Origin of the sequence: Buchnera aphidicola str. Ua (Uroleucon ambrosiae) (assembly GCF_000225465.1) — a bacterium.
GTDB lineage: Bacteria > Pseudomonadota > Gammaproteobacteria > Enterobacterales > Enterobacteriaceae > Buchnera > Buchnera aphidicola_B.
Genome location: NC_017259.1, coordinates 417,246 through 438,883, shown reverse-complemented (window position 1 = coordinate 438,883; position 21,638 = coordinate 417,246). Strand labels below are relative to the sequence as shown.

At 23.3% G+C, this 21,638-nt stretch carries 18 protein-coding genes and 5 tRNA genes; 10 read left to right on the top strand and 13 right to left on the bottom strand.

Annotated elements, in window-relative coordinates:
• Window positions 1-133 precede the first annotated feature (133 nt).
• The 3 genes from ispD to BUAMB_RS01970 all read left to right on the top strand — a co-directional run bounded on the left by ispD (window position 134) and on the right by BUAMB_RS01970 (window position 2,363).
• Window positions 134-847 carry a 2-C-methyl-D-erythritol 4-phosphate cytidylyltransferase gene (gene ispD / locus BUAMB_RS01980; protein WP_014500104.1) on the top strand — a complete coding sequence of 238 codons (714 nt, stop codon included), beginning with the start codon at window positions 134-136 and terminating at the stop codon, window positions 845-847.
• 13 nt (window positions 848-860) lie between these two features.
• Entirely contained in the window at window positions 861-1,328 is a 468-nt protein-coding gene (gene ispF / locus BUAMB_RS01975; protein ID WP_014500103.1) for a 2-C-methyl-D-erythritol 2,4-cyclodiphosphate synthase, read from the top strand.
• Between the two features lie 78 nt (window positions 1,329-1,406).
• Complete coding sequence (locus BUAMB_RS01970) at window positions 1,407-2,363, top strand: peptidoglycan DD-metalloendopeptidase family protein (protein ID WP_014500102.1); 957 nt, start codon at window positions 1,407-1,409, stop codon at window positions 2,361-2,363.
• 217 nt (window positions 2,364-2,580) lie between these two features.
• Here BUAMB_RS01970 and eno read toward each other — a convergent pair whose 3' ends face one another.
• The 3 genes from eno to glnS form a co-directional block, all read right to left on the bottom strand.
• Window positions 2,581-3,885: a phosphopyruvate hydratase gene (gene eno, locus BUAMB_RS01965; protein WP_014500101.1), complete on the bottom strand. Its 1,305-nt coding sequence runs from the start codon at window positions 3,883-3,885 to the stop codon at window positions 2,581-2,583.
• Entirely contained in the window at window positions 3,870-5,540 is a 1,671-nt protein-coding gene (locus BUAMB_RS01960) for a CTP synthase (RefSeq protein ID WP_014500100.1), read from the bottom strand. The genes eno and BUAMB_RS01960 overlap by 16 nt, the downstream gene beginning before the upstream one ends.
• A gap of 196 nt (window positions 5,541-5,736) precedes the next feature.
• The gene (gene glnS, locus BUAMB_RS01955; RefSeq protein ID WP_014500099.1) at window positions 5,737-7,416 is read right to left on the bottom strand and encodes a glutamine--tRNA ligase; all 1,680 of its coding nucleotides are present in this window, start codon (window positions 7,414-7,416) and stop codon (window positions 5,737-5,739) included.
• Window positions 7,417-7,494: 78 nt separating this feature from the next.
• On the opposite strand from glnS, the gene BUAMB_RS01950 reads away from it, so the two are divergent.
• The 4 genes from BUAMB_RS01950 (at window position 7,495) to rpiA (ending at window position 8,703) form a co-directional block, all read left to right on the top strand.
• Window positions 7,495-7,571, top strand: a tRNA-Met gene (locus tag BUAMB_RS01950).
• A 12-nt stretch (window positions 7,572-7,583) separates the two neighbouring features.
• Window positions 7,584-7,665: transfer RNA gene (locus tag BUAMB_RS01945), tRNA-Leu, on the top strand.
• Between the two features lie 55 nt (window positions 7,666-7,720).
• Window positions 7,721-7,792 (top strand) — tRNA-Gln (locus tag BUAMB_RS01940).
• 233 nt (window positions 7,793-8,025) lie between these two features.
• Window positions 8,026-8,703: a ribose-5-phosphate isomerase RpiA gene (gene rpiA / locus BUAMB_RS01935; RefSeq protein ID WP_014500098.1), complete on the top strand. Its 678-nt coding sequence runs from the start codon at window positions 8,026-8,028 to the stop codon at window positions 8,701-8,703.
• Between the two features lie 50 nt (window positions 8,704-8,753).
• On the opposite strand, the gene BUAMB_RS01930 is transcribed toward rpiA, so the two are convergent.
• From BUAMB_RS01930 to BUAMB_RS01890, 8 genes are all read right to left on the bottom strand, one after another.
• Window positions 8,754-9,497 carry a 16S rRNA (uracil(1498)-N(3))-methyltransferase gene (locus BUAMB_RS01930; protein ID WP_014500097.1) on the bottom strand — a complete coding sequence of 248 codons (744 nt, stop codon included), beginning with the start codon at window positions 9,495-9,497 and terminating at the stop codon, window positions 8,754-8,756.
• Window positions 9,494-10,192, bottom strand: a complete 699-nt coding sequence (locus BUAMB_RS01925) for an endonuclease (RefSeq protein WP_014500096.1) — start codon at window positions 10,190-10,192, stop codon at window positions 9,494-9,496. The genes BUAMB_RS01930 and BUAMB_RS01925 overlap by 4 nt, the downstream gene beginning before the upstream one ends.
• 1,502 nt (window positions 10,193-11,694) lie before the next feature.
• Window positions 11,695-13,251, bottom strand: coding sequence for a glutamate--cysteine ligase (gshA, locus tag BUAMB_RS01915; RefSeq protein ID WP_014500095.1), 1,557 nt, complete (start codon window positions 13,249-13,251; stop codon window positions 11,695-11,697).
• Between the two features lie 89 nt (window positions 13,252-13,340).
• Window positions 13,341-13,414: transfer RNA gene (locus BUAMB_RS01910), tRNA-Arg, on the bottom strand.
• Window positions 13,415-13,471: 57 nt separating this feature from the next.
• Window positions 13,472-13,560: transfer RNA gene (locus tag BUAMB_RS01905), tRNA-Ser, on the bottom strand.
• Between the two features lie 147 nt (window positions 13,561-13,707).
• Window positions 13,708-13,893, bottom strand: a complete 186-nt coding sequence (gene csrA, locus BUAMB_RS01900) for a carbon storage regulator CsrA (RefSeq protein WP_014500094.1) — start codon at window positions 13,891-13,893, stop codon at window positions 13,708-13,710.
• Between the two features lie 171 nt (window positions 13,894-14,064).
• Window positions 14,065-16,698 carry an alanine--tRNA ligase gene (gene alaS, locus BUAMB_RS01895; RefSeq protein ID WP_014500093.1) on the bottom strand — a complete coding sequence of 878 codons (2,634 nt, stop codon included), beginning with the start codon at window positions 16,696-16,698 and terminating at the stop codon, window positions 14,065-14,067.
• Window positions 16,699-16,815: 117 nt separating this feature from the next.
• Window positions 16,816-17,559, bottom strand: a complete 744-nt coding sequence (locus tag BUAMB_RS01890; protein WP_014500092.1) for an outer membrane protein assembly factor BamD — start codon at window positions 17,557-17,559, stop codon at window positions 16,816-16,818.
• A gap of 128 nt (window positions 17,560-17,687) precedes the next feature.
• Between BUAMB_RS01890 and rluD the strand changes: the two genes are divergently transcribed.
• Window positions 17,688-18,626, top strand: a complete 939-nt coding sequence (rluD, locus tag BUAMB_RS01885) for a 23S rRNA pseudouridine(1911/1915/1917) synthase RluD (protein WP_014500091.1) — start codon at window positions 17,688-17,690, stop codon at window positions 18,624-18,626.
• A gap of 128 nt (window positions 18,627-18,754) precedes the next feature.
• Window positions 18,755-19,051 (top strand): DNA-binding transcriptional regulator Fis, encoded by a 297-nt coding sequence (fis, locus tag BUAMB_RS01880; protein ID WP_014500090.1) that lies wholly within the window; start codon window positions 18,755-18,757, stop codon window positions 19,049-19,051.
• A 60-nt stretch (window positions 19,052-19,111) separates the two neighbouring features.
• Here fis and aroQ read toward each other — a convergent pair whose 3' ends face one another.
• Complete coding sequence (gene aroQ / locus BUAMB_RS01875) at window positions 19,112-19,588, bottom strand: type II 3-dehydroquinate dehydratase (protein WP_014500089.1); 477 nt, start codon at window positions 19,586-19,588, stop codon at window positions 19,112-19,114.
• A 147-nt stretch (window positions 19,589-19,735) separates the two neighbouring features.
• On the opposite strand from aroQ, the gene tldD reads away from it, so the two are divergent.
• Window positions 19,736-21,187, top strand: a complete 1,452-nt coding sequence (gene tldD, locus BUAMB_RS01870; RefSeq protein WP_014500088.1) for a metalloprotease TldD — start codon at window positions 19,736-19,738, stop codon at window positions 21,185-21,187.
• An 84-nt stretch (window positions 21,188-21,271) separates the two neighbouring features.
• Here the strand turns inward: tldD and rplS are convergent, their stop codons facing one another.
• Entirely contained in the window at window positions 21,272-21,619 is a 348-nt protein-coding gene (gene rplS / locus BUAMB_RS01865) for a 50S ribosomal protein L19 (protein ID WP_014500087.1), read from the bottom strand.
• Window positions 21,620-21,638: the final 19 nt, after the last annotated feature.

Here is a 21,638-nt window from a genome sequence, read left to right as displayed (position 1 = left end):
TAATTTTAGATATTCAAAATTTAAATAATACTATGGATATTAAAAAATAAAAAATATGATATTGATGTAAGAACGTTCAATAAATCATTTTGATATTTTTTATCAATGATTTTTTTATTTTTTTAAGTATAAAATGATTTTATTTAATATGTTTAAACCAAAAATTATCGCTATTGTTCCAGCTGCTGGAATAGGTTCTAGAATGCAATCAAATTTACCAAAACAGTATATTAAAATTCAAAATTGTACTATTCTTGAACATACTTTAAAAACATTGTTATTACATCCTAATATACATCGTATTGTTGTAAGTTTAAATAAAAAAGATGTTTATTTTAATAAATTAGCAATATCATCTAATTTAAGAATTATATCTGTCATAGGTGGTACAGAAAGAATGCATTCTGTTTTATCTGGATTAGTTTTTGAAACAGATGCAGATTGGGTTATAATTCATGATGCAGTACGTCCATGTTTAAGTTATAAAGATTTAGAAAATTTAATATCAATTATTAAAAAAAATCCAGTAGGCGCTATTTTAGCAAGACCAGTATCTGATACTATTAAATACAGTAATTGCACACAGAAAAAAATTTTATATACTTTAAATAGACAGAATTTATGGCATGCTTTAACACCTCAGTTATTTCGAATAAATTTGTTAAAATTTTGTTTAAAAAAAATCATACATGATAAAATTAATATAACTGATGAAGCGGCAGCATTAGAATATTTTGGATATAAGCCATTACTTGTTTTAGGAAGTAGTAAAAATATTAAAATTACTTGGCCTGAAGATCTTATTCTTGCAAAATTTTATTTAAAAAATCTTAATATACATCAATAGAAAAGGAATTTTTATGCGAATTGGATATGGTTATGATATTCATGCTTTTGGTAGCATGAAGCCATTAATTATTGGTGGTGTTATCATACCTTGTGATCAAGGTTTAATTGCACATTCTAATGGTGATGTATTAATTCATACAGTAATAGATGCGCTTTTAGGTGCTACTGCAATGGGAGATATTGGTACTTTTTTCCCAAGTAGCAATCAGATGTATAAAAACATTGATAGTAGAATACTACTAAAAAATATTTGGAATAAAATTCAATTAAAAAATTATCATATATCTAATATTGACATTACAATTATTACAGAATATCCCAAAATGTCACCTTATATATTTCTTATGAGATCTAATTTATCATTAGATCTTAAAACTCAAATAAATAATATTAATATAAAATCAACTAGTTCTAAAAAAATAGGTTGTATTGGAAGAAAAGAAGGCATTGCTTGTCAAGCAATAGTCTTACTTATATAAAAATATAAAATTAAATAGTGTGTATTTTAAATATATATTATAAATAATGTGTTTACTAACGTACTATGGATACAGTTAATGCAAGTAAAATTATTTTTTTGCTTTTTTTTGTTATTTTTTTATCATATTTTTGCGTTTGGATTATCTATTCATCAAAGAAATTATTCTGATTTTGATTTTAAAAAAAAAAATACAAAAAAGTTTATATTTTATAAAAAAAATGAAATTTTTCACTTTTTAAGGTTAGATAAAAATTTTTTTTCTATTAAAGATAATATTCTTATTAAGAATAAAAATTTTATTGGTATTCTAAATCAAAATATATTTAAAATATTTTATATTGTCAAATCAAAAGATACTTTATATTCTATTGCTAAAAAGTCTAATCATAATTATCATGAATTATCTAAATTTAATTTAATTAAAAAACCTAATAAAATAATTATAGGACAAAAAATATGGATAGGAGATTTTAAAATTAATAAAAATAATTGTTATATTTTTAATACAAAAAAATATATATCTTGTAAGACTATCTTTAAAGATGCATCACATATTTTAAATTTATTTAAAAGCAATATACAATTTAATAAAATATATTTGTGTTTTAGTAAAAAATTAAAAAATAATAATGAATTTTTTCATAAAAAAAATTTGAAATTTTCTCATATTTGGTATTGGCCTGTTATTAAAAAAAAGATGCAAAATGTTTATAATTCTGTATTAAGTAGTAATAAAAAAATAGAAATTTCTGGTGTTAAAGGACAATCAGTATTTGCTGCAGCTGCAGGAGAAGTTGTGTGTGTTATCGATTGTTTTAAAAAATATGGTCGATTAATAATTATTAAAAATAATAAAAATTATTTTAGTATTTATGCTTTTAATGATTTAATTTTAGTAAAGAAAAAAGATAAAGTATATGCAAAACAAAAAATTGCAACTATGGGTTTATCTCCGAAAAAAAAAATAGCACGACTTTATTTTGAAATACGTTATCAAGGAGAATCAATTAACCCGTTAACTGTATTACCTTAAATCTATTTAAAAATTCATTTTTTTATATTAATATTTTATTTAATATTTATTTAAATTTATATTTTTATAATCAATGGTATTTTTTAAACTTATGTCAATTTTAAAATTTATTATTCAATATAATAATATATTTGGTATAAGATATATGTTTTTTTAATAAGAAACAGGCATATTTTTAAAATACCTGAATCTCTTTTATAATATAATTTTAAAAATTTTAAAATGCAGATATAATTTCTCTTAAGCCATGAAAAGGAGCATTTTTCACGCCTAACTTTTCTTCTATTCTAATTAGTTGATTATATTTCACAGTTCTATCAGAACGACTTACAGAACCTGTTTTAATTTGACCTGATGATGTTCCTACAGATAAATCTGCTATAGAACAATCTTCTGTTTCACCTGAGCGATGAGAAATAATAACGTTATAATTTGCTTTTTTAGCTATTTTTATTGCTTCTATTGTTTCTGTTAATGTACCAATTTGGTTTAATTTAATTAAAATAGAATTTGCGACACCTAATTGAATACCTTTTTTTAACAGGTTAGAATTTGTAACAAATAAATCGTCTCCAACTAATTGTATTTTATGACCTAGTTTTTTTGTTTGATATAAAAAACCTTTCCAATCAGATTCATCTTGTCCATCTTCAATTGAAATTATAGGGTATTTATTAGATAACTTTTCTAAGTAATGAGTAAATTCTTGTGAAGTAAAAGAAATATTTTCTCCTTTTAATTCATATTTTTTGTTTTTTTTATTATATAATTCTGAAGCTGCACAATCTATTGCTAATCGGATATCTTTTCCTAATTGATATTTAGTTCTGAATATGGCTTCGTTAATTATGTTTAAAGCTTCTTCATTAGATTTTAAATTTGGAGCGTATCCTCCTTCATCTCCTACTGTAGTACTCATTTTTTTTTCTTTTAGCAAAGCACCTAAAGTATGAAATATTTCACATCCTATACGTATAGCTTCTTTAATTGTTTTAGCACCAATTGGTTGAATCATAAATTCTTGTATATCAATATTATTATCAGCATGCTTTCCTCCATTAATAATATTAATCATTGGAAGAGGCATAGAAAATATATTTGGGGTACCATTAATGTCTGCAATATGTTGATATAATGGTATTTTTTTAGATACAGCAGCAGCTTTCGCAACAGCTAAAGATACAGATAAAATTGCATTTGCACCTAGTTTAGATTTATTTGATGTTCCATCTAAATGAATCATAGTATAATCAATATCACTTTGATTTTTGGCATTCTTGTTGTGCAATGCTGTAGATATTTCTTTATTGATAAGCGTTACTGCTTTTTTTACTCCTTTTCCCATGAATCTATCTTTATCATTATCTCTTAATTCTATAGCTTCTAATGAACCTGTAGAAGCTCCAGAAGGAGAAGAAGCTAATCCTATAGAACCATCTTCTAAATGTACTTCAGATTCGATAGTAGGGTTTCCTCGAGAATCTATAATTTCACGTGCAATAATTTTTATAATTTTAGACATATTTTAACCTCAATATATTTAAATAAATTTTTTTTATTCTTTCCTGCTGATTTAATAAAATCTATAAACAATGGATGTCCTTTATGTGGTGTAGAAGTAAATTCTGGATGAAATTGACAAGCTAAAAACCATGGATGGTTAGATATTTCTATAATTTCTACTATATTATTTTTTTGAGAACGTCCTGTAACTTTTAATCCTGAAGTTTCTATGTTTTTTAATAAAAGATTATTAACTTCATATCGATGTCTATGTCTTTCTATAATGATATCTTGATTGTATAATTTATGAGATAAACTATTAATGCTTAATTTACAAGCTTGACTACCTAATCTCATAGTACCGCCTAAATTGATTTTTTTATTTTCTTTATTATGTAATGTTTGTACATCTTTATTGCAATTTTGTATTAAATCAATGAGAGGATACGTGCATTTAGAATCAAATTCTGTTGAATTTGCTTCTTTTATTCCAATAACATTTTGTGCAAATTCAATAATAGCTATTTGCATACCTAAACAAATACCGAAATATGGAATATTATTTTCTCTTGCATATTTTATAGATAATAATTTTCCTTTAATACCTCGATCACCAAAACCACCAGGTATTAAAATACCATTGAGATTGTTTAATAATTTAATGTTTTTTTTATCTATATCATTAGAGCTAATTAATTTAATGTAAACCTTAATTTTATTTTTACAACCTGCATGTTTCAGAGCTTCTATTACGGATTTATATGCATCAGGTAATTTTATATATTTTCCAATAATTCCAATAATAATAGTTTGATTATAATTTTTTTCTTCATGAATAACTTGTTCCCATTTTTTTAAATTTGCTTCAGGAACATTTAAGTGAAAATATTTACAGATGTAATCATCTAATTTTTGATGTTTTAATAATTGCGGAATTTGATAAATAGAACTTACATCTTTTAAAGATATGACTGCATTTACTGGTACATTGCAAAATAATGCAATTTTTTTTCTATCGTTAATAGGTATATTTTTTTCAGAACGGCAGATTAAAATATCTGGTTGTATTCCTATTGAAAGTAATTGTTTAACTGAATGTTGAGTTGGTTTAGTTTTTATTTCACCAGCTGTACTAATATAAGGAACTAGTGTTAAATGTATATATATAACATTTTTGCGTCCAATATCCACTGCCATTTGTCTAATAGCTTCTAAAAATGGTAATGATTCAATATCACCAACAGTTCCTCCTATTTCTACAAGAGTAATTTGACTATTCTTTGAACATATAATAATTCGTTCTTTAATAGCATTAGTAATATGAGGAATAACTTGAATAGTAGCACCTAAATAGTCGCCTCGTCTTTCTTTTTTTAAAACTTCAGCATAAATTCTGCCTGTAGTAAAATTATTTAAACATGTCATTTTTGTATGCATAAAACGTTCATAGTGACCTAAATCTAAATCTGTTTCAGAACCATCTTCAGTAACAAATACTTCTCCATGTTGCATAGGACTTATTGTACCAGGATCTATATTAATATATGGATCTAGCTTTATAATAGTGATATCTAATTTTCTTGCTTTTAATATTGCACCTAATGAGGCTGCTGCAATACCTTTCCCTAAAGATGAAACTACTCCACCAGTAATAAAAATGTAATTTTTAGTCATACCGAATGTAAAAATTAGTTAAAATGAGTAAGCGTGTAATTTAAAATATTTTATTTTAATTTTAATTATAAAATATGCGTTTTAATATAAAATTGTTTTATAAAAATTATATCTATTTTGTTTTTATTACATTTTATAATATAATTTTATGAGTATATACTGATATTCATTATTAGTATTCTTTATTTAGATGTATTTATTTTTTGACATTCCATACATCACGTAAATGTACTGTACGATTAAAGACTAAATAATTTTTTTTAGAATCTATATAATCTAAACAAAAATAACCAATTCTTTCAAATTGAAAGTGTAATTGATCATTATAGTTCATAATATATTTATATATCATTTTTTCTAATTTTTTTTCAATAAAACCATATTTTTTAATTAATGATTTTGGATTGATATAAGATAAAAAATTTGTTTGTTGTTCTGGATTTTTTATATTAAATAATTGATCATATAATCTAAATTCTGCTGGTAATGCATTATGTATTGAAATCCAATGTATTACTGCAGGATTTTTTTTGTTTTTTGGTTTTTTTCCTAAACTATTAGTATCACAGTAACATATTATATTAATAATATTATTAAATTTATCTTTTTCTATTTTTTCTGCTTTAATTATATAAGCATATCTTAAACGTATTTCTTCTCCAATTCTTAATCTTTTATATTTTTTGTCGTATTCTTCTTTAAAATCAGATCGTTCAATATATATAATATTAGTAAAAAGAATTTCATGTGTACCCATATCAGGATTATTAGGATGATTAGGTACTATAAGTATTTCTTTATGGTTTTTATCTAAATTATACAAAATAATTTTAATTGGTTCTAGTATAGCCATACTACGTATAGCAGTTTGATTTAATTCTTTTCGAATACAATGTTCTAATAAAGAATATTCTATTAAATTATTTTGTTTTGTAATACCAATTTTTTGGCAAAAATGTTTAATAGAAGAGGGTGTATATCCTTTTCTTCTTAAACCAGAAATAGTAGATATACGAGGGTCATTCCATCCTTCTACTATATTGTCATCAATTAGTATTTTTAATTTTCTTTTAGATAAAATCGAAAATTCTAAATTTAGTCTGGAAAATTCATATTGTTTCGGATAATGTTTGACATTAGTATTTTCTAAAATCCAATTGTATAAACGTTTATTATCTTGAAATTCTAATGTACATAATGAATGAGTAATTTTTTCAATAGAATCAGAAAGACAATGAGCAAAATCATATGTTGGATATATATACCAATCATCTTTAGTTTGATGATGATGAGCAAAAAGAATACGATATAAAACAGGATCTCGCATAATGATAAAAGAAGAATTCATATCTATTTTAGCACGCAAACAAGCTTCTCCTTCATTATATTCGCCTTTTTTCATTTTTTTGAAAAGCTTTATATTTTCTTGAATGGTTCTATCTCGATAAGGACTATTTCTTCCAGGTGTGTTTAAAGTTCCTCTATATTCACGTATTTGTTCTTTTGTTAAATGATCTACATAAGCTAATCCTTGATAAATTAATTGTTTAGCATATTGATATAGTTTGAAAAAATATTCAGATGAATAATGCACATTACCATACCATTTATAACCTAACCAAGAAATATCATATTTGATAGAATTGATATATTTAATATTTTCTTTTAGCGGATTTGTATCATCAAAACGTAGATTACATCGTCCTTTATATAAATATGCTAATTCAAAATTTAAACATATTGACTTAGCATGACCAATATGTAAATGCCCATTTGGCTCAGGTGGGAAACGAGTATGAAAAGATAAATTTTTATTTTTATTAAGATCTTGATCAATGATCTGACAAATAAAATTATGATATTTTTTATTGTTCATTTTTTTCTTAGTTAATTTGTTTATTAAAATAATTTTGTTGATTATTCACTATATATATTATAAAATATACATTTGTTAGGCTACGTAGCTCAGTTGGTTAGAGCACAGCACTCATAACGCTGGGGTCATGGGTTCGATTCCCGTCGTAGCTACCATTTTAAAAATTCGCGGGAGTGGCGAAATTGGTAGACGCACCAGATTTAGGTTCTGGCGCCGTAAGGTATGCGAGTTCAAATCTCGCCTCCCGTATATTATATTATAATACATATAATAAAAAATATTATTTAATATCAAAATTATAATATGGGGTATAGCCAAGTGGTTAAGGCACCGGTTTTTGATACCGGCATCCCTGGTTCGAATCCAGGTACCCCAGAAATTCTATTCTAACAATTATCTTTTTTTATTCAATTGATCTATTAAAGAATACTAATATTCTGATTATTAAGAATATTATTTTATTTTTTAAAAATTATTAGTTGAACTTGGTTTTATAATATATAAAATTATATATCAAATTTTCATTTAATTAGATTAAAATATATTTTTTTAAAATATATATTTTTAAATTAATCATTTCTATTTTAAATAATAAAAAGTTTTAAAATTATGAATGTAAATAAAATGAAAAAACGAGCAGCATGGGCAGCATTAGATTATATTCATCCTGGAACTGTTGTTGGGGTTGGAACCGGTACAACTGTTTTTTATTTTATTGAAGCATTAAGTACAATAAAACATTTAATATCTGGAGCTGTATCTAGTTCTCATGCTTCTACTGTATTATTGCAAAAAAAAGGCATCGAGGTATTTAATATAAAAGATTTTCGTTCTCTTACTATTTATGTTGATAGCGCAGATGAAATGAATCGTTTTATGCACATGACTAAAGGTGGAGGAGCTGCGTTAACTAGAGAAAAAATTCTTGCTGCAATGGCTAAAAAATTTCTTTGTATTATTGATAAATCTAAAATAGTAGATATTTTAGGTCAATTTCCGCTTCCAATTGAAATTGTTCCAATAGCATTTTCTTATATTTTTGAAGAAATGATTAAAATGGGAGGTCAACCAAAATATAGAAAAAATGTTATTACTGATAATGGAAATATAATTATAGATGTTTATAATTTACATATAAAAGATCCTATATCTATGGAAAAAAAAATTAATGCACTTCCTGGAGTAGTAACAGTCGGTTTATTTGCTGCTAGAATAGCTGATGTAATATTAATTGGTGAAGAAAACAGTATTAAAACAATTAACAATAAACAAAATAAGTCATTTTAATTTCTTATTATAAGAATGTCTATATTAATTATTTTAATAATGTATTTATTTTATAAATCACCAAATTTTAATTGTAATGCAGTAACTGATACAAGTGCAGCTGTTTCTGTTCTTAATATTCTCGGTCCTAATTTAATTGAAATAAATCCATATTGTATAATTTTTTGAATTTCATTATAAGAAAAACCTTGTTCAGAACCAATAATAATTCGAATATATTTAAGAGGTGTATTTAATTGATGAATTGTCATTATAGATTCTGGATGAAAAATTATTTTTGTATCATGTTTTCTTTTTTCGCACCATGAAAAAATATCTATTGGATGTCGAATTTCTGGGATAATATTTCTTTTACATTGTTGACAAGTAGCAATAGCTATTTTTTTCCAACGTTGAATTTTGTTAGAAATATTTAAATTTTTCTTTTTAAGATAAAAATTTTCAGATAATAATGGTGTGATAATATTTACACCCATTTCAATTGATTTTTGAATTATAAAATCCATTTTTTTATCATTTTTAGGAATTAATTGTCCTAAATGAATATGAATTGGAGATTCAATATTTTTAAATTGTTTTAAAAATATTTTAATTTTAATTATTTTATTAGACATATATATAATTTTAGCAAAAAAAATATGATTAGTATCATTAAAAATTTCTAATACATCTTCATGCTTGATTCTTAATACTTTATGCAGATAATGTATGTGATCTTTTGATAAAATGTAAATTTCATTTATATTAAAATGTTCTTGAATATAAATACGGGGAATATTTTTTTTTATTTTCATTGAAATTTTTTATGACATTGTTTATAAATATAATTATTATGATTACCTTGTATTTGAAATATTAAATTTTCTCTTTTACATTCCCATAGTGTTACAGGAAAATTTTTATCCCATATATAAAATAATCTTTTTTGTTGCGGAGATAAATTAATATTATATTTTTGACTCATATAAAAATATGTTCTAGCTATTATACCTTTAGCTCTTTTAGGAGGTTCTACTAATTTTTTTTGAAAGTCGATTTTCATATTACATCTTCCGTATTTTGAAGTATAATTATGTAACTCACTGTACATAAAATTAGAACGATCAGCATTTATTTCTCCGATAGCCGGTTGTAAATTATGTAGATCAGATTCAATGTATGTATATTCTTGATCTTTAATACATTTTTTGCGTCCTCCTTGTTTCCAGCATTTTTTTTGATAACCAAATTGCCATGCTGGAACTACATGTTCCCATTCAATTCTATTTGCTCTATTTGTATTTTTTCGAATTTTATAGCCACAAGAAATTAAATTTGGAATACCTTTTTTTTGTTTCCAAATAATTTTACATCCACAATAAAAAGAACCTGGTGCATTTTTATGAATTTTAATTGCTGCAAGTTTAGCTTGGTAAAAATTATGTATGGTCTTTTTATGTATGGTCTTTTTTGGTAAGTCATTTTTTTTTATATACAGACAAAAAAAAATATGCTAATTATAAAAAATATTTTTTTTATCATTTTAATATCATCTATTTTATTTTTAAAAGTGATTTTTGTAAAATATATATTTATATATCATTTAAAATATTGTTAATTGATTTTGTATATTATAAGAATTCTATTTTTAATATTGCTGTTTATATTATAAAATTATAAAATATTATAATAAAGTAATATTGTGTGCTAAATAAATAGAAATATCAATATATCTTATATTTTTCGATATTAAAATATTTTAATTATTTATAAGATATATTAGTGATTTCAAAATAAAGTAGATATTTTTTATAAATGAATATCTTTTTATATCTTAATTAGTTTTATATAAGTCATTTAGATAAATTTCTGATTAAATTTCTCGTGCTTTACTTGATAAAATATTAAAATAAGATATCCAATCATACTTTTCTTATAAAATTTAAGTTAAAACAAAAAAAATAGTTTTAATGAAAGTAACAATTACAACAACTTCATGGGTTTTATTTTGAAGAAATTACTCAAAATGTAATGAATAAAATTAATTATATTAACTCTGATTTAGGATTAAATTCTAATTTTTTTACAATTTTTAGTATCTTTGGTAAAAAATCATGAGATATGAATCAAGATGTTAATTATATTGATTGAAAAAATCAAGGTACTAGAGATTAAGGTCTGATATTTTGTTTGATTCTACTAATAAAACTTAAAGTTTTAATATTAAAACCTATTATTTATATATATCTTTTATAAATACATAAATAGAATTAAGAAAAAATATTTTACTTTATCTCAGATCTGATGCTATAAGTCAGATGATATTTAAATATGATAATAGGATAATAATATCTATAGATATTGTAGTTTTTGACACATGATAGTAAGATAATATTAATCAATATATATTAATAGCTGAAATTATGGAAACAATAATTCACCCTGTATTATTTAAAAATCATTCAATAAAAATACAAAATTTTTTTATTATAATATTACAGTTAGATTTTTAATTAGAGGTTTAATGAAGACTATCGTGTAAACAGTAAGAAAAATGATTTTTGATACATATAGTAAAATTTCAAAAAACAAGAGAGTTATTTTTTTTTTTTTTTTTTTGGTAAAGATTGCTTGAAAATAGATCTTTTTTTTGCTTATTCTGAAAGATATATAAAAAAAATATTGTTATAGTAAATTTTGTCTAATTATTTTAATATTCACTTTGTTATATTCTATTTAGAATAATAGAGCTCATGTTTTTATATATGATAGATACTTTTAGGATTAGCAAAATAAGTAAAATAATGCGTGAATTGTTTTAATTATAAATATGTTTAATTTACGTTTTGATAGAGTTTTAATTAAAAAATTAAATTTTATTTAACTTGTTTTATTTACAAATAGAACTTTATAAGAATTTTAGAAGAGAATAATTTTCATGAAAAAAATGAACAAGAGAATCGAGTTATTACAATAATATTAAAATATATAAATATTTATTTAATACAAGCATTATTTACCATTTATATATTCTTCAAAATTTAATATATCTGATTTTTCTATTTTTATTTGTTTATCATGAGAATATTGTGCTTCTTGTTCTAATATTTTTTTATTTAAATTAAATTTATTTTTATTAATAAAGGTATTATAATATCTTTGTGATAAATTTAATCCTGTTTTTTTAATCCCCTTTTCAATGAATAATCTTAAAAATTGAGCAGAATAAGTAAGTTCTGGATTAATAAAAAATAATTTCATTTTATTACATACTGTTTGATATTCAATATTATTTGCATGATTATCAAGTATTAATGCTATTTTTTTTAGATCTTGAAATATTACTTCAATTATTTCAATTAATTTTTTTTGTTTATTTTCTTGATATATATATATATTTTGATTTGGTTTTCGACCTTCAAAGATTATTGTTTCCCAATTTTTATTTATAAATATAAAATCTTTTTTATTAGTTTTAGGGGAATCAATCAAGGCGCACCAAATTAAAAATAGATCTAATAAAAGTATTTGGTTTTTATTAATACCGATAGGTGAAAATGGATTAATATCTAAAGAACGTATTTCAATATATTCAATTCCTCTATTTTTTAATGCTTCTATTAGTGATTCATTATTTTTAGTATTTCTTTTAGGTCGTATTTGTGTATAAAGTTCATTTTCACTTTGTAAAATATTAGTATTTAATTGTTGAAAATTGTTTTCTTTATCTTGCAATCCAATTTTCATAAATTTTTCTGATGGTGTTGTTAAAGCTTTTTGTAATGATTGAACATATTCATCAAAATCATTAAACATGATATTTAAATCTAAAATTTTTGTGTTAGTATATCCTATATCACTCAGTCTTAATGAAGTAGCCCATGGTAAATAAAAAATATTTTCTTTATTTTTTTTAAATTTATATTTTTGTTGAATATTTTTTAAAAAAAATGATGGGATTGCTGGTGATGCTCCAAATAAATAAGGAATAATCCAGCCAAATCGATAATAATTTCTAATTAAATGTAAATACCCTTTTGAAACATAATTAATACTATCTTTTATTTGTTTTTGTTTTTTCCAATTTTTCCAAAATAATATAGGTAATGAAAAATTATAATGTACACCTGATATGGTATTAATTAGATCGCCATAACGATTTTTTAATCCTGTGCGATAAATAGATTTCATTTTTCCAAGATTAGAACAACCATATTGAGCTATTTGAATGTTGGTTTTTTTTTTATACGAATATGGTATACTAAAAGGCCACATACGTTCATTATTAATTTTAGATGCGGTAAAACAATGTAGATCTGTTAAAAAAGATAATATATCATCTATATTATTACTGGCTGGTGTAATAAATTCTAATAAGTTTTCAGAAAAATCAGTAGTTATCCATTTATTTGTTAAAGAAGAACCGAGAAAATAAGGATGTTTAGTTTTAGAAAAATTACCATTTTTTTTTATTCTTAAAGTTTCACGTTCAATTCCTCGAAAAATACCTTCTAATATTTTTGGATGTTCGTGTAGCCAAGAAATGTTTTTCGAGATATTTGTGATCAATTTTATCTCCTATAATATTGCAATATTTGAAATATTTTTATAGAAAGTTTTTGTCAATATATTTTGTAAGAGATTGTTGATGTGTTTTTTGCATCCGGAAGGATTCGAACCTCCGACCGCTCGGTTCGTAGCCGAGTACTCTATCCAGCTGAGCTACGGATGCAAAATGCAGTAATAAATATATATAAAAATATATATAAAATTTTATTAATAATAACAACGGTGAGAGAGGGATTCGAACCCTCGATGCAGATATTGCTACATACTCCCTTAGCAGGGGAGCGCCTTAATCCTCTCGGCCATCTCACCTAAATATAAAAATTTTTATTGTTTTTATTTTACTTTTTTTTTTATATAAGTCAAATATATTTTACTATCAAACAAGTATATTCTATTTGAAAAATAAAAAAAATAACAAACTACATCTTACTTAAATTAAGTAAGATGTAGTATTAATTAATATTGATTTTTTTGTTTTTTTTCTATTTGAATACGTTGATATATTTCTTCACGATGTACCGAAACTTCTTTAGGGGCATTGACACCAATACGAACTTGGTTACCCTTCACTCCTAGTACTGTTACAGTTATCTCATCGCCAATTATTAACGTTTCACCGATTCGACGAGTTAGAATAAGCATTCTTTGTTCCTTGAAAGATAAAAGAGTTCGATTTCTCTAGTTCTTGGTGTCATGAATAATATAGTTTTCAATTTAAATTTTAATTTTTTAAAAAATATATTTTGTATTATATTTTTTCATAAATTCTTTGTATTGATTATTATTTAATATAAACATATATTGAGATATGGTTTATTTTTTATCCAATTGTTCATCAATCCATAATGGTATATTTTTTAAAACAATAGATAGTTTTTCAGTGTATATTCCTCCTCCTTCAGCAATTTCTTTTTTTCCTCCCCCTTTTGTATGAGTTTTTTCTACAATCATTTTCATGATTTGTATAGCTGTTATATGATCTAATAAGTTTTTTGTAACTCCAATAATAACAGTAAAACGATTATTTATAATATTAACTAATACAGTAATTGTTTTTTTTAGTTTTTGTTTTAATGTATCTGTAATTATTCTTAATAATTTATGTTCATATTGATTAAATACATGTATTAATAGTTTTATTCCTTTTATATCATAAGTATTTTTTAGTAATTTTGTTATGTAGTATGTATTTTCTTTTTGTTGTAATTGAATTATTTTATCTTCAATATTTTTTATTTTATTTTTTAGATTTGTAATTTTATCTTTAATATCTGAGTTATTACATTGCAATATAAGAGATAAGTCTGTTATATAATTATCTTTTTGATGCAAATAATCTATCGCTTTTTGTCCTGTTACAGCTTCAATTCTTTTAATTCCTGATGCTATACTTGAATAAGAAATAATTTTAAATAGTCCAATGTCACCAGTTCTTTTAGTATGTGTTCCACCACATAGTTCAATAGAAATATTTTTTATACTAACAACTCGTACTATAGAACTATATTGATTGTCAAATAAGGCTATTGCTTTTTGTTTTTTAGCTTCTTCTAAACTTAATATTTGAGTTTTGATGAGAATATTATGACGAATGTACATATTAATCATATGTTCAATGTCTTGTATCTGAGATATTTCTATTGGAGTTTGATAAGAAAAATCAAATCTTAAATGTTTATTGGTTACTAAAGACCCTTTTTGGTAAACATGTTCTCCTAAAATATGTCGCAATACAGCATGTAATAAATGTGTTGCTGAATGGTTTAATTGAATAGAATTTCTATTTACTTGATTAATTTTAGTGTTAATATATTTTTTAATTTCAATTTTTCCTGAGATTAACTTACCAAAATGTCCTATTGCATTTCCATATTTTTTTGTATTTTCTACTAAAAAGTAGCATTTTTTATTATATAATTCACCTATATCACCAATTTGACCTCCTGATTCAGGATAAAATGGTGTTTTATCAAGAAAAATAATTCCATATTCATTTTTTTTTATTATTGAAACAGATTGATTATTTATAAAAATATATTTTACTAATGATTTTGTTTTATTTTTTTTATAACCTTCAAATACACATGTATTATTAATAGTAATATTATTATAATTCTTATAAAATTTTTGGTTAATATTCGATTGTTTTTTTTGTTTAGATTTTTCTAATTCATATGCATTTAAGTCTATTTGAATATTTTTTTCACGACAAATATCAGCTGTTAAATCAATTGGAAATCCAAAGGTATCATAAAGATAAAAGGCAGTTTCACCAGATAGCATATTGTTATGTGCTTTTTTTATTTCATGTTGTAATATTTTTAAACCTTTTTCTAAAGTGTAAGAGAATTGTATTTCTTCTAATTTTAAAATTTCTTCAATTTTTTTTTGTTTTTGTTTTAAAATTTTACCTGAATCTCCCATAACCTCAATTACTGTAGAAACTAATTTATAAAACAATTGTTTTTTCATACCTATTTTATGACAATGTCTTAATGCTCTTCTAATAATTCTTTTTAAAACATACCCTCTATGTTCATTAGATGGAGTAATATTATCAGCAATAATGTATGTACAGGATCTAATATGATCAGCTATGACTTGTAAAGATGTATGATTTAAATCTTTTACTTTACTTAATTGAGATATGTGTTGTTTTAATTGTTGAAATATATCAATGTTATAGTTAGAAAATACGTTTTGTAAAATAGCAGCTATTCTTTCTAATCCCATTCCTGTATCTATTGATTTATGTTTTAAAGGAACTATTTTTTTTTTTGAAATACGATTAAATTCAATAAAAACAATATTCCAAATTTCAACAAAACGATGATTTTTATTTTCTAAGAAAGATTCTGGATTATTTACTATATTATTTTCATAATCATAAAATATTTCTGTACAAGGGCCACATGGTCCACTGTCACCCATTTGCCAAAAATTATCTGAATTATATTGAATATTATTATTATCTCCTATTTTTATAATTTGTTTAACAGGTATTTTTATAATATCTTTCCAAATTTTATATGTTTCATCATCTTCTTTATATACTGAAATCCATAATTTATGCTTGGGTATATTAAACCATTTTTTTGATGTTAATAATTCCCAAGCATATTCAATAGCTTCTTTTTTAAAATAATCGTTAAAACTAAAATTTCCAAGCATTTCAAAAAACGTATGATGTCTTGAAGTGTATCCTACATTTTCTAAATCATTATGTTTTCCTCCAGTTCTCAAACAACGTTGAACAGTAGCTACTCGTGAGTAATCTATTTTTTTTTCACCTAAAAAAATTTCTTTAAATTGATTCATTCCTGCATTAGTAAACAATAATGTTGAATCATTATATGGAACTAAAGAGCTACTAGGAAGAATCATATGTTTCTTTTCTTTAAAGAAGTTTAAAAAATCTTGACGAATTTTATTTGTTGTTATATTCATTTTATTCTTGATTAATTTAAAAAGACATTGTAATTGTATTTAAATATTTCAAAAAAAATTTGTTATATTTAATAATTAAATAATAATTTAGTTATTTTCATTAATTTGTAATTTTATTTATTTATTTTGAATTTTATTTAAAACAATTATTTTTGATATTTTTTCGGCTATATCAAAAAATTTTAATGAATAATAAGATTTTTCCATATATATAAGAGCTTGTCGTGCTGATTCTGTTTCTGGATATTTTTGAAGCATTTCTTGCCCTCGACTAATGACAGCTATATATTCTTTACGAAAAAAATAAAATTTTAAAATTTGTAAATCATATTCTGATAAATGATGTTTTAAGCATAATAAATGTTTTTTAGCATTTGGAACATATAAACTATGAGGATATTTTTTAATAAATTTTTTTAACTGAAAAAAAGTGTTTATTGAATGATAAAGATCTTTTTTGTAATAGTCGTTTAGTAAAATATTTAAAAATATATTTTTATCTAATTTTATGTTAATTAGACATTCTATATATGCAATATAATCTATATTTGGATGCTTTGGATAGCTGTTAAAAAACTCTTTTATGTTTTTTTTAGCCATATTGAAATTATTAGTTTTATAATAAGCATAAATTAAATGTATTATAATTTTATCATCATTAAAATGCGTGATGTTATTTTTTTTAATATGTTCTAATATTGATATTACATTATTAAATCGTTCATATTTTAATTCTTTTTTAGATTTTTCATAAAGAATATAAGTGTCTGTAAAAATATGATTATTTAAAGCTTTACAATTAACTGCTAAGTTCAGGAATAAAATAATAAAAATAAATATAATGTTTTGTTTTCTTTTCATTTTATATATTCAATTTAATTTAAAAAAATTATTTTTTAAATATTAGTTCTAGAATTATACTAGAATACCATATTATATAAATATTCAAGATTCAGTGTGAACTTTCTAAAAAAATAAGGAATATTATATTGAAAGAAATTGAATTAAGTACAACGATATCTTGTATATCTTTATTTGGAAAACGATTAGATAAAGTTTTATCAATTATATTTAAAGAATATTCTCGTTCCTATTTAAAAAAAATTATTATTCTGAATCAAGTATATGTTAATGGAATAATTGTAAATACGCCTGATAAAAAAATATTAGTTAAAGATACGATTACGATTCGTTTTAATCAAGAAGATATATCATATAATCTTCCAGAAAATATTTTTTTGAATATTATTTATGAAGATAATTATATATTAGTTATTAATAAACCCGCTGGTTTAGTAGTTCATCCAGGAGCAGGTCATAAAACAGGAACGATTCTAAACGCTTTGCTATATCATTATAAAAATATTCAATACATTCCCAGAGCAGGTATAGTTCATCGTTTAGATAAAGATACTACGGGACTAATGGTTATTGCAAAAAATATTTTTTCTTACAATTATTTAGTTCAATTACTAAAAGAAAGAAGAATTATTCGCGAATATCAAGGTATTGTTAAAGGAAATATGATTTCAGGTGGAACTATTAATCAACCCATTATGCGTCATCCTATTAAAAGAACATGTATGACAGTTCATAATTTGGGAAAAAATGCTATTACACATTACAAAATCATTAATTGTTTTAAGAATTATACACATATATCTATACGATTGGAAACTGGACGAACACATCAAATTCGTGTTCATATGTCATATATTCAGCATCCATTAGTTGGAGATCCATGTTATGGTAAATCTAAAAATTGCATAAATTTTAAACAAAATAATAAAATTGATCAAGTATATAAGTTTTCTCGTCAAGCATTACATGCAAATTATCTTGCTTTTCAACATCCTGCTCGTCAAAATTTAATGTCTTGGACAGTACCTTTTCCTCAAGATATTATTGAATTAATTTCGAAATTATAACAATAAACATCAGATATTTAATAATATTAATTATTAATAAATTATATTATTTATTTTGATTAAATAATTTTAAAATATATTATTAATTTCTATTAAAAAATAGAATAAAATAAAGAGTCGATAATGTAATGTTAGAAAAAAAAATAAAGAAAGAATTTTTATTGTATTCTAAAATAAATGTTGAAGATAAAATTATCAAAAAATCTTTAAATGAATTAGTGAAAAATGCTTTAAAATATTATTTATCAAATTTACGTGATAAAAAAGCAAATAATTTATATGAGCTAGTATTAACTGAATTAGAACCACCATTATTAGATATAGTAATGCAATATACTAGAGGCAATCAAACACAAGCTGCTTTAATAATGGGAATTAATCGTAGTACATTAAGAAAAAAATTGAAAAAATATAGTATGAATTAAATTTTTTTATTGCACTTTCTATTAGTAATTTAAAATATAAGAGAGTGCAAATTATTTTTTTTAAAATTTTTTGTTAGATTTATTTTGATAGGAATGAATTAATCTATTAGATATTGTTTTTAATGCCCAATAATAACCATCTAGTCCTAATCCAGAGATAACACCTTGAGAAATATCAGATAACCATGAATGCGAACGAAAACTTTCTCTAGCAAAAATATTTGAAATATGAACTTCAATAAACGGAATATCTACTGCAATTAATGCGTCTCTGATAGCAATACTAGTATGTGTAAATGCTGCTGGATTAATAACAATATAATTAATTTTATTTTTTGCAGAATGAATTTTATCAATAAGAACATGTTCAGAATTAGATTGTATATGATATAAAGATATATTATCTTTTTTTGATTGTTTTTTCATATTTTCTATTAAATCAGATAGAGTTTCATGTCCGTAAATATTTGTTTCACGTGTTCCTAAAAGATTTAAATTTGGTCCATTGATGATTAATACATGTATAATATTATTCATATATAAAATACTTTTTAATAATTTGTCGTAATCTTTATAATAAACTATAATTTTAAAAAAAACATCAAAGATGTTAAATAACATTTTTATTTTTATGTTATATTTTATAATATATTTTAATATTAATAATCAATTGAGTAAGTTGAAATGATATTTGAATTAGTTGGTGAATCTTTATTAATTAACAATAAAATAAATTATCAAAATGTTTTTATGGCATTAGAAGAACTTTGTACTCGTGATATAGATTATGGAGATTGTTTTTTTCAATCTCATCTTTATGAATCTTGGTTTTTAGAAAATAGTATTATAAAAGAAGGTAACTATCATTTTGATCAAGGAATAGGAGTTAGAGCAATTAAAAATGAAAGTATAGGTTTTGCATATGCAGATCAAATTTCTATAGAATCTTTAAAAACTAGCATTCATAAAGCACGTAGTATTATTTCTATGAAAGGTTCAGTAAAAAATAAAAAATTGTCTAAAAAATCAATAAAATATTATTATAATAATATTAATCCTTTAGAAATATTTTCTTCACAAGAGAAAATTGATCTTTTATATAGAGCAGATCATATAGCACGTAGTATTGATCATAGAGTGAAGGAAGTAAATGTAAATTTAACAGGATCATATGAACAGGTTTTAATTGCTTCTACTGATGGTAATATTGTTGCTGATATAAGACCATTAGTGCAATTTTCAATAAATGTTTTAGTTGAAGATCATGGAAAACGAGAACGTGGTCGAAGTGGAGGAGGTAGTCGTACTGACTATAACTTTTTTTTAAATAAAGATGATATTTCAAATGAGATTCGGATTGAATATTGGGCTAGAGAAGCTGTTCGTATAGCATTATTAAATTTATCTGCAAAGTCAGCACCTTCCGGTACATTTCCAGTTATATTAGGATCTGGATGGCCTGGTGTTTTATTACATGAAGCAGTTGGTCATGGTTTAGAAGGTGATTTTAATAGACGAAAAACTTCTGTATTTACTAATATGATTGGAAAAAAAGTTACATCAGAATTATGTACTATAATTGATGATGGTACTATGCATAACCAGCGTGGTTCAGTCAGTATTGATGATGAAGGTACTCCTGGTCAGCGTAATATTTTAATTGAAAATGGAGTATTAAAGAAATACATGCAAGATAAATTAAATGCACGTTTAATGGGTATGGAAGTTACTGGAAATGGACGTCGTGAATCTTATTCATGTTTGCCAATACCTCGTATGACTAATACTTTTATGTTATCAGGAAAATCTAAAATAGATGATATGATTAATAGTGTTGATTACGGAATATATGCTGTAAATTTTTCTGGAGGACAAGTAGATATTACATCTGGTAATTTTGTTTTTTCTACATCAGAAGCTTATTTAATAAAAAAAGGAAAAATTATTACACCAATTAAAAATACAACTTTAATAGGATCAGGTTTAGAAGCTATGCAACAAATATCAATGGTAGGTGATGATTTAAAAATGGATCAAGGAATGGGAATGTGTGGTAAAGATGGTCAAAATATTCCTGTAGGTATAGGGCAACCATCTATTAAATTAGATCGTTTAACTATAGGTGGAACTGCTTAATTTAAGTAATATATTTTTATATAATTGCTTGATTATAAAATAATGCAGTCAAGTTTAATGTCATGACTGCATATTTAATATTAATTAATTCAGTCTTTCTTTAATACGCGCAGCTTTACCAGTACGATATCTTAAATAATATAATTTTGCTTTTCTCACTAAACCTTTTCTTTTAAGAATAATTTCTTCAATATTATGAGAATGTGTTTGAAAAACTCGTTCAACACCTTCTCCATTAGATATTTTTCTAACTGTAAAAGATGAATTTAAATAACGATTTTTTATCGCTATTACTATTCCTTCAAAAGATTGTATACGTTTTTTAGATCCTTCAATTACCCATACTTTAACTTCTATAGTATCGCCAGGTCTAAAAATAGGTATATTATTTTTTATTTGTTCCTTTTCTATTGCGTGAATTATACTCGACATAATTTTCCTTTTTTTTGAA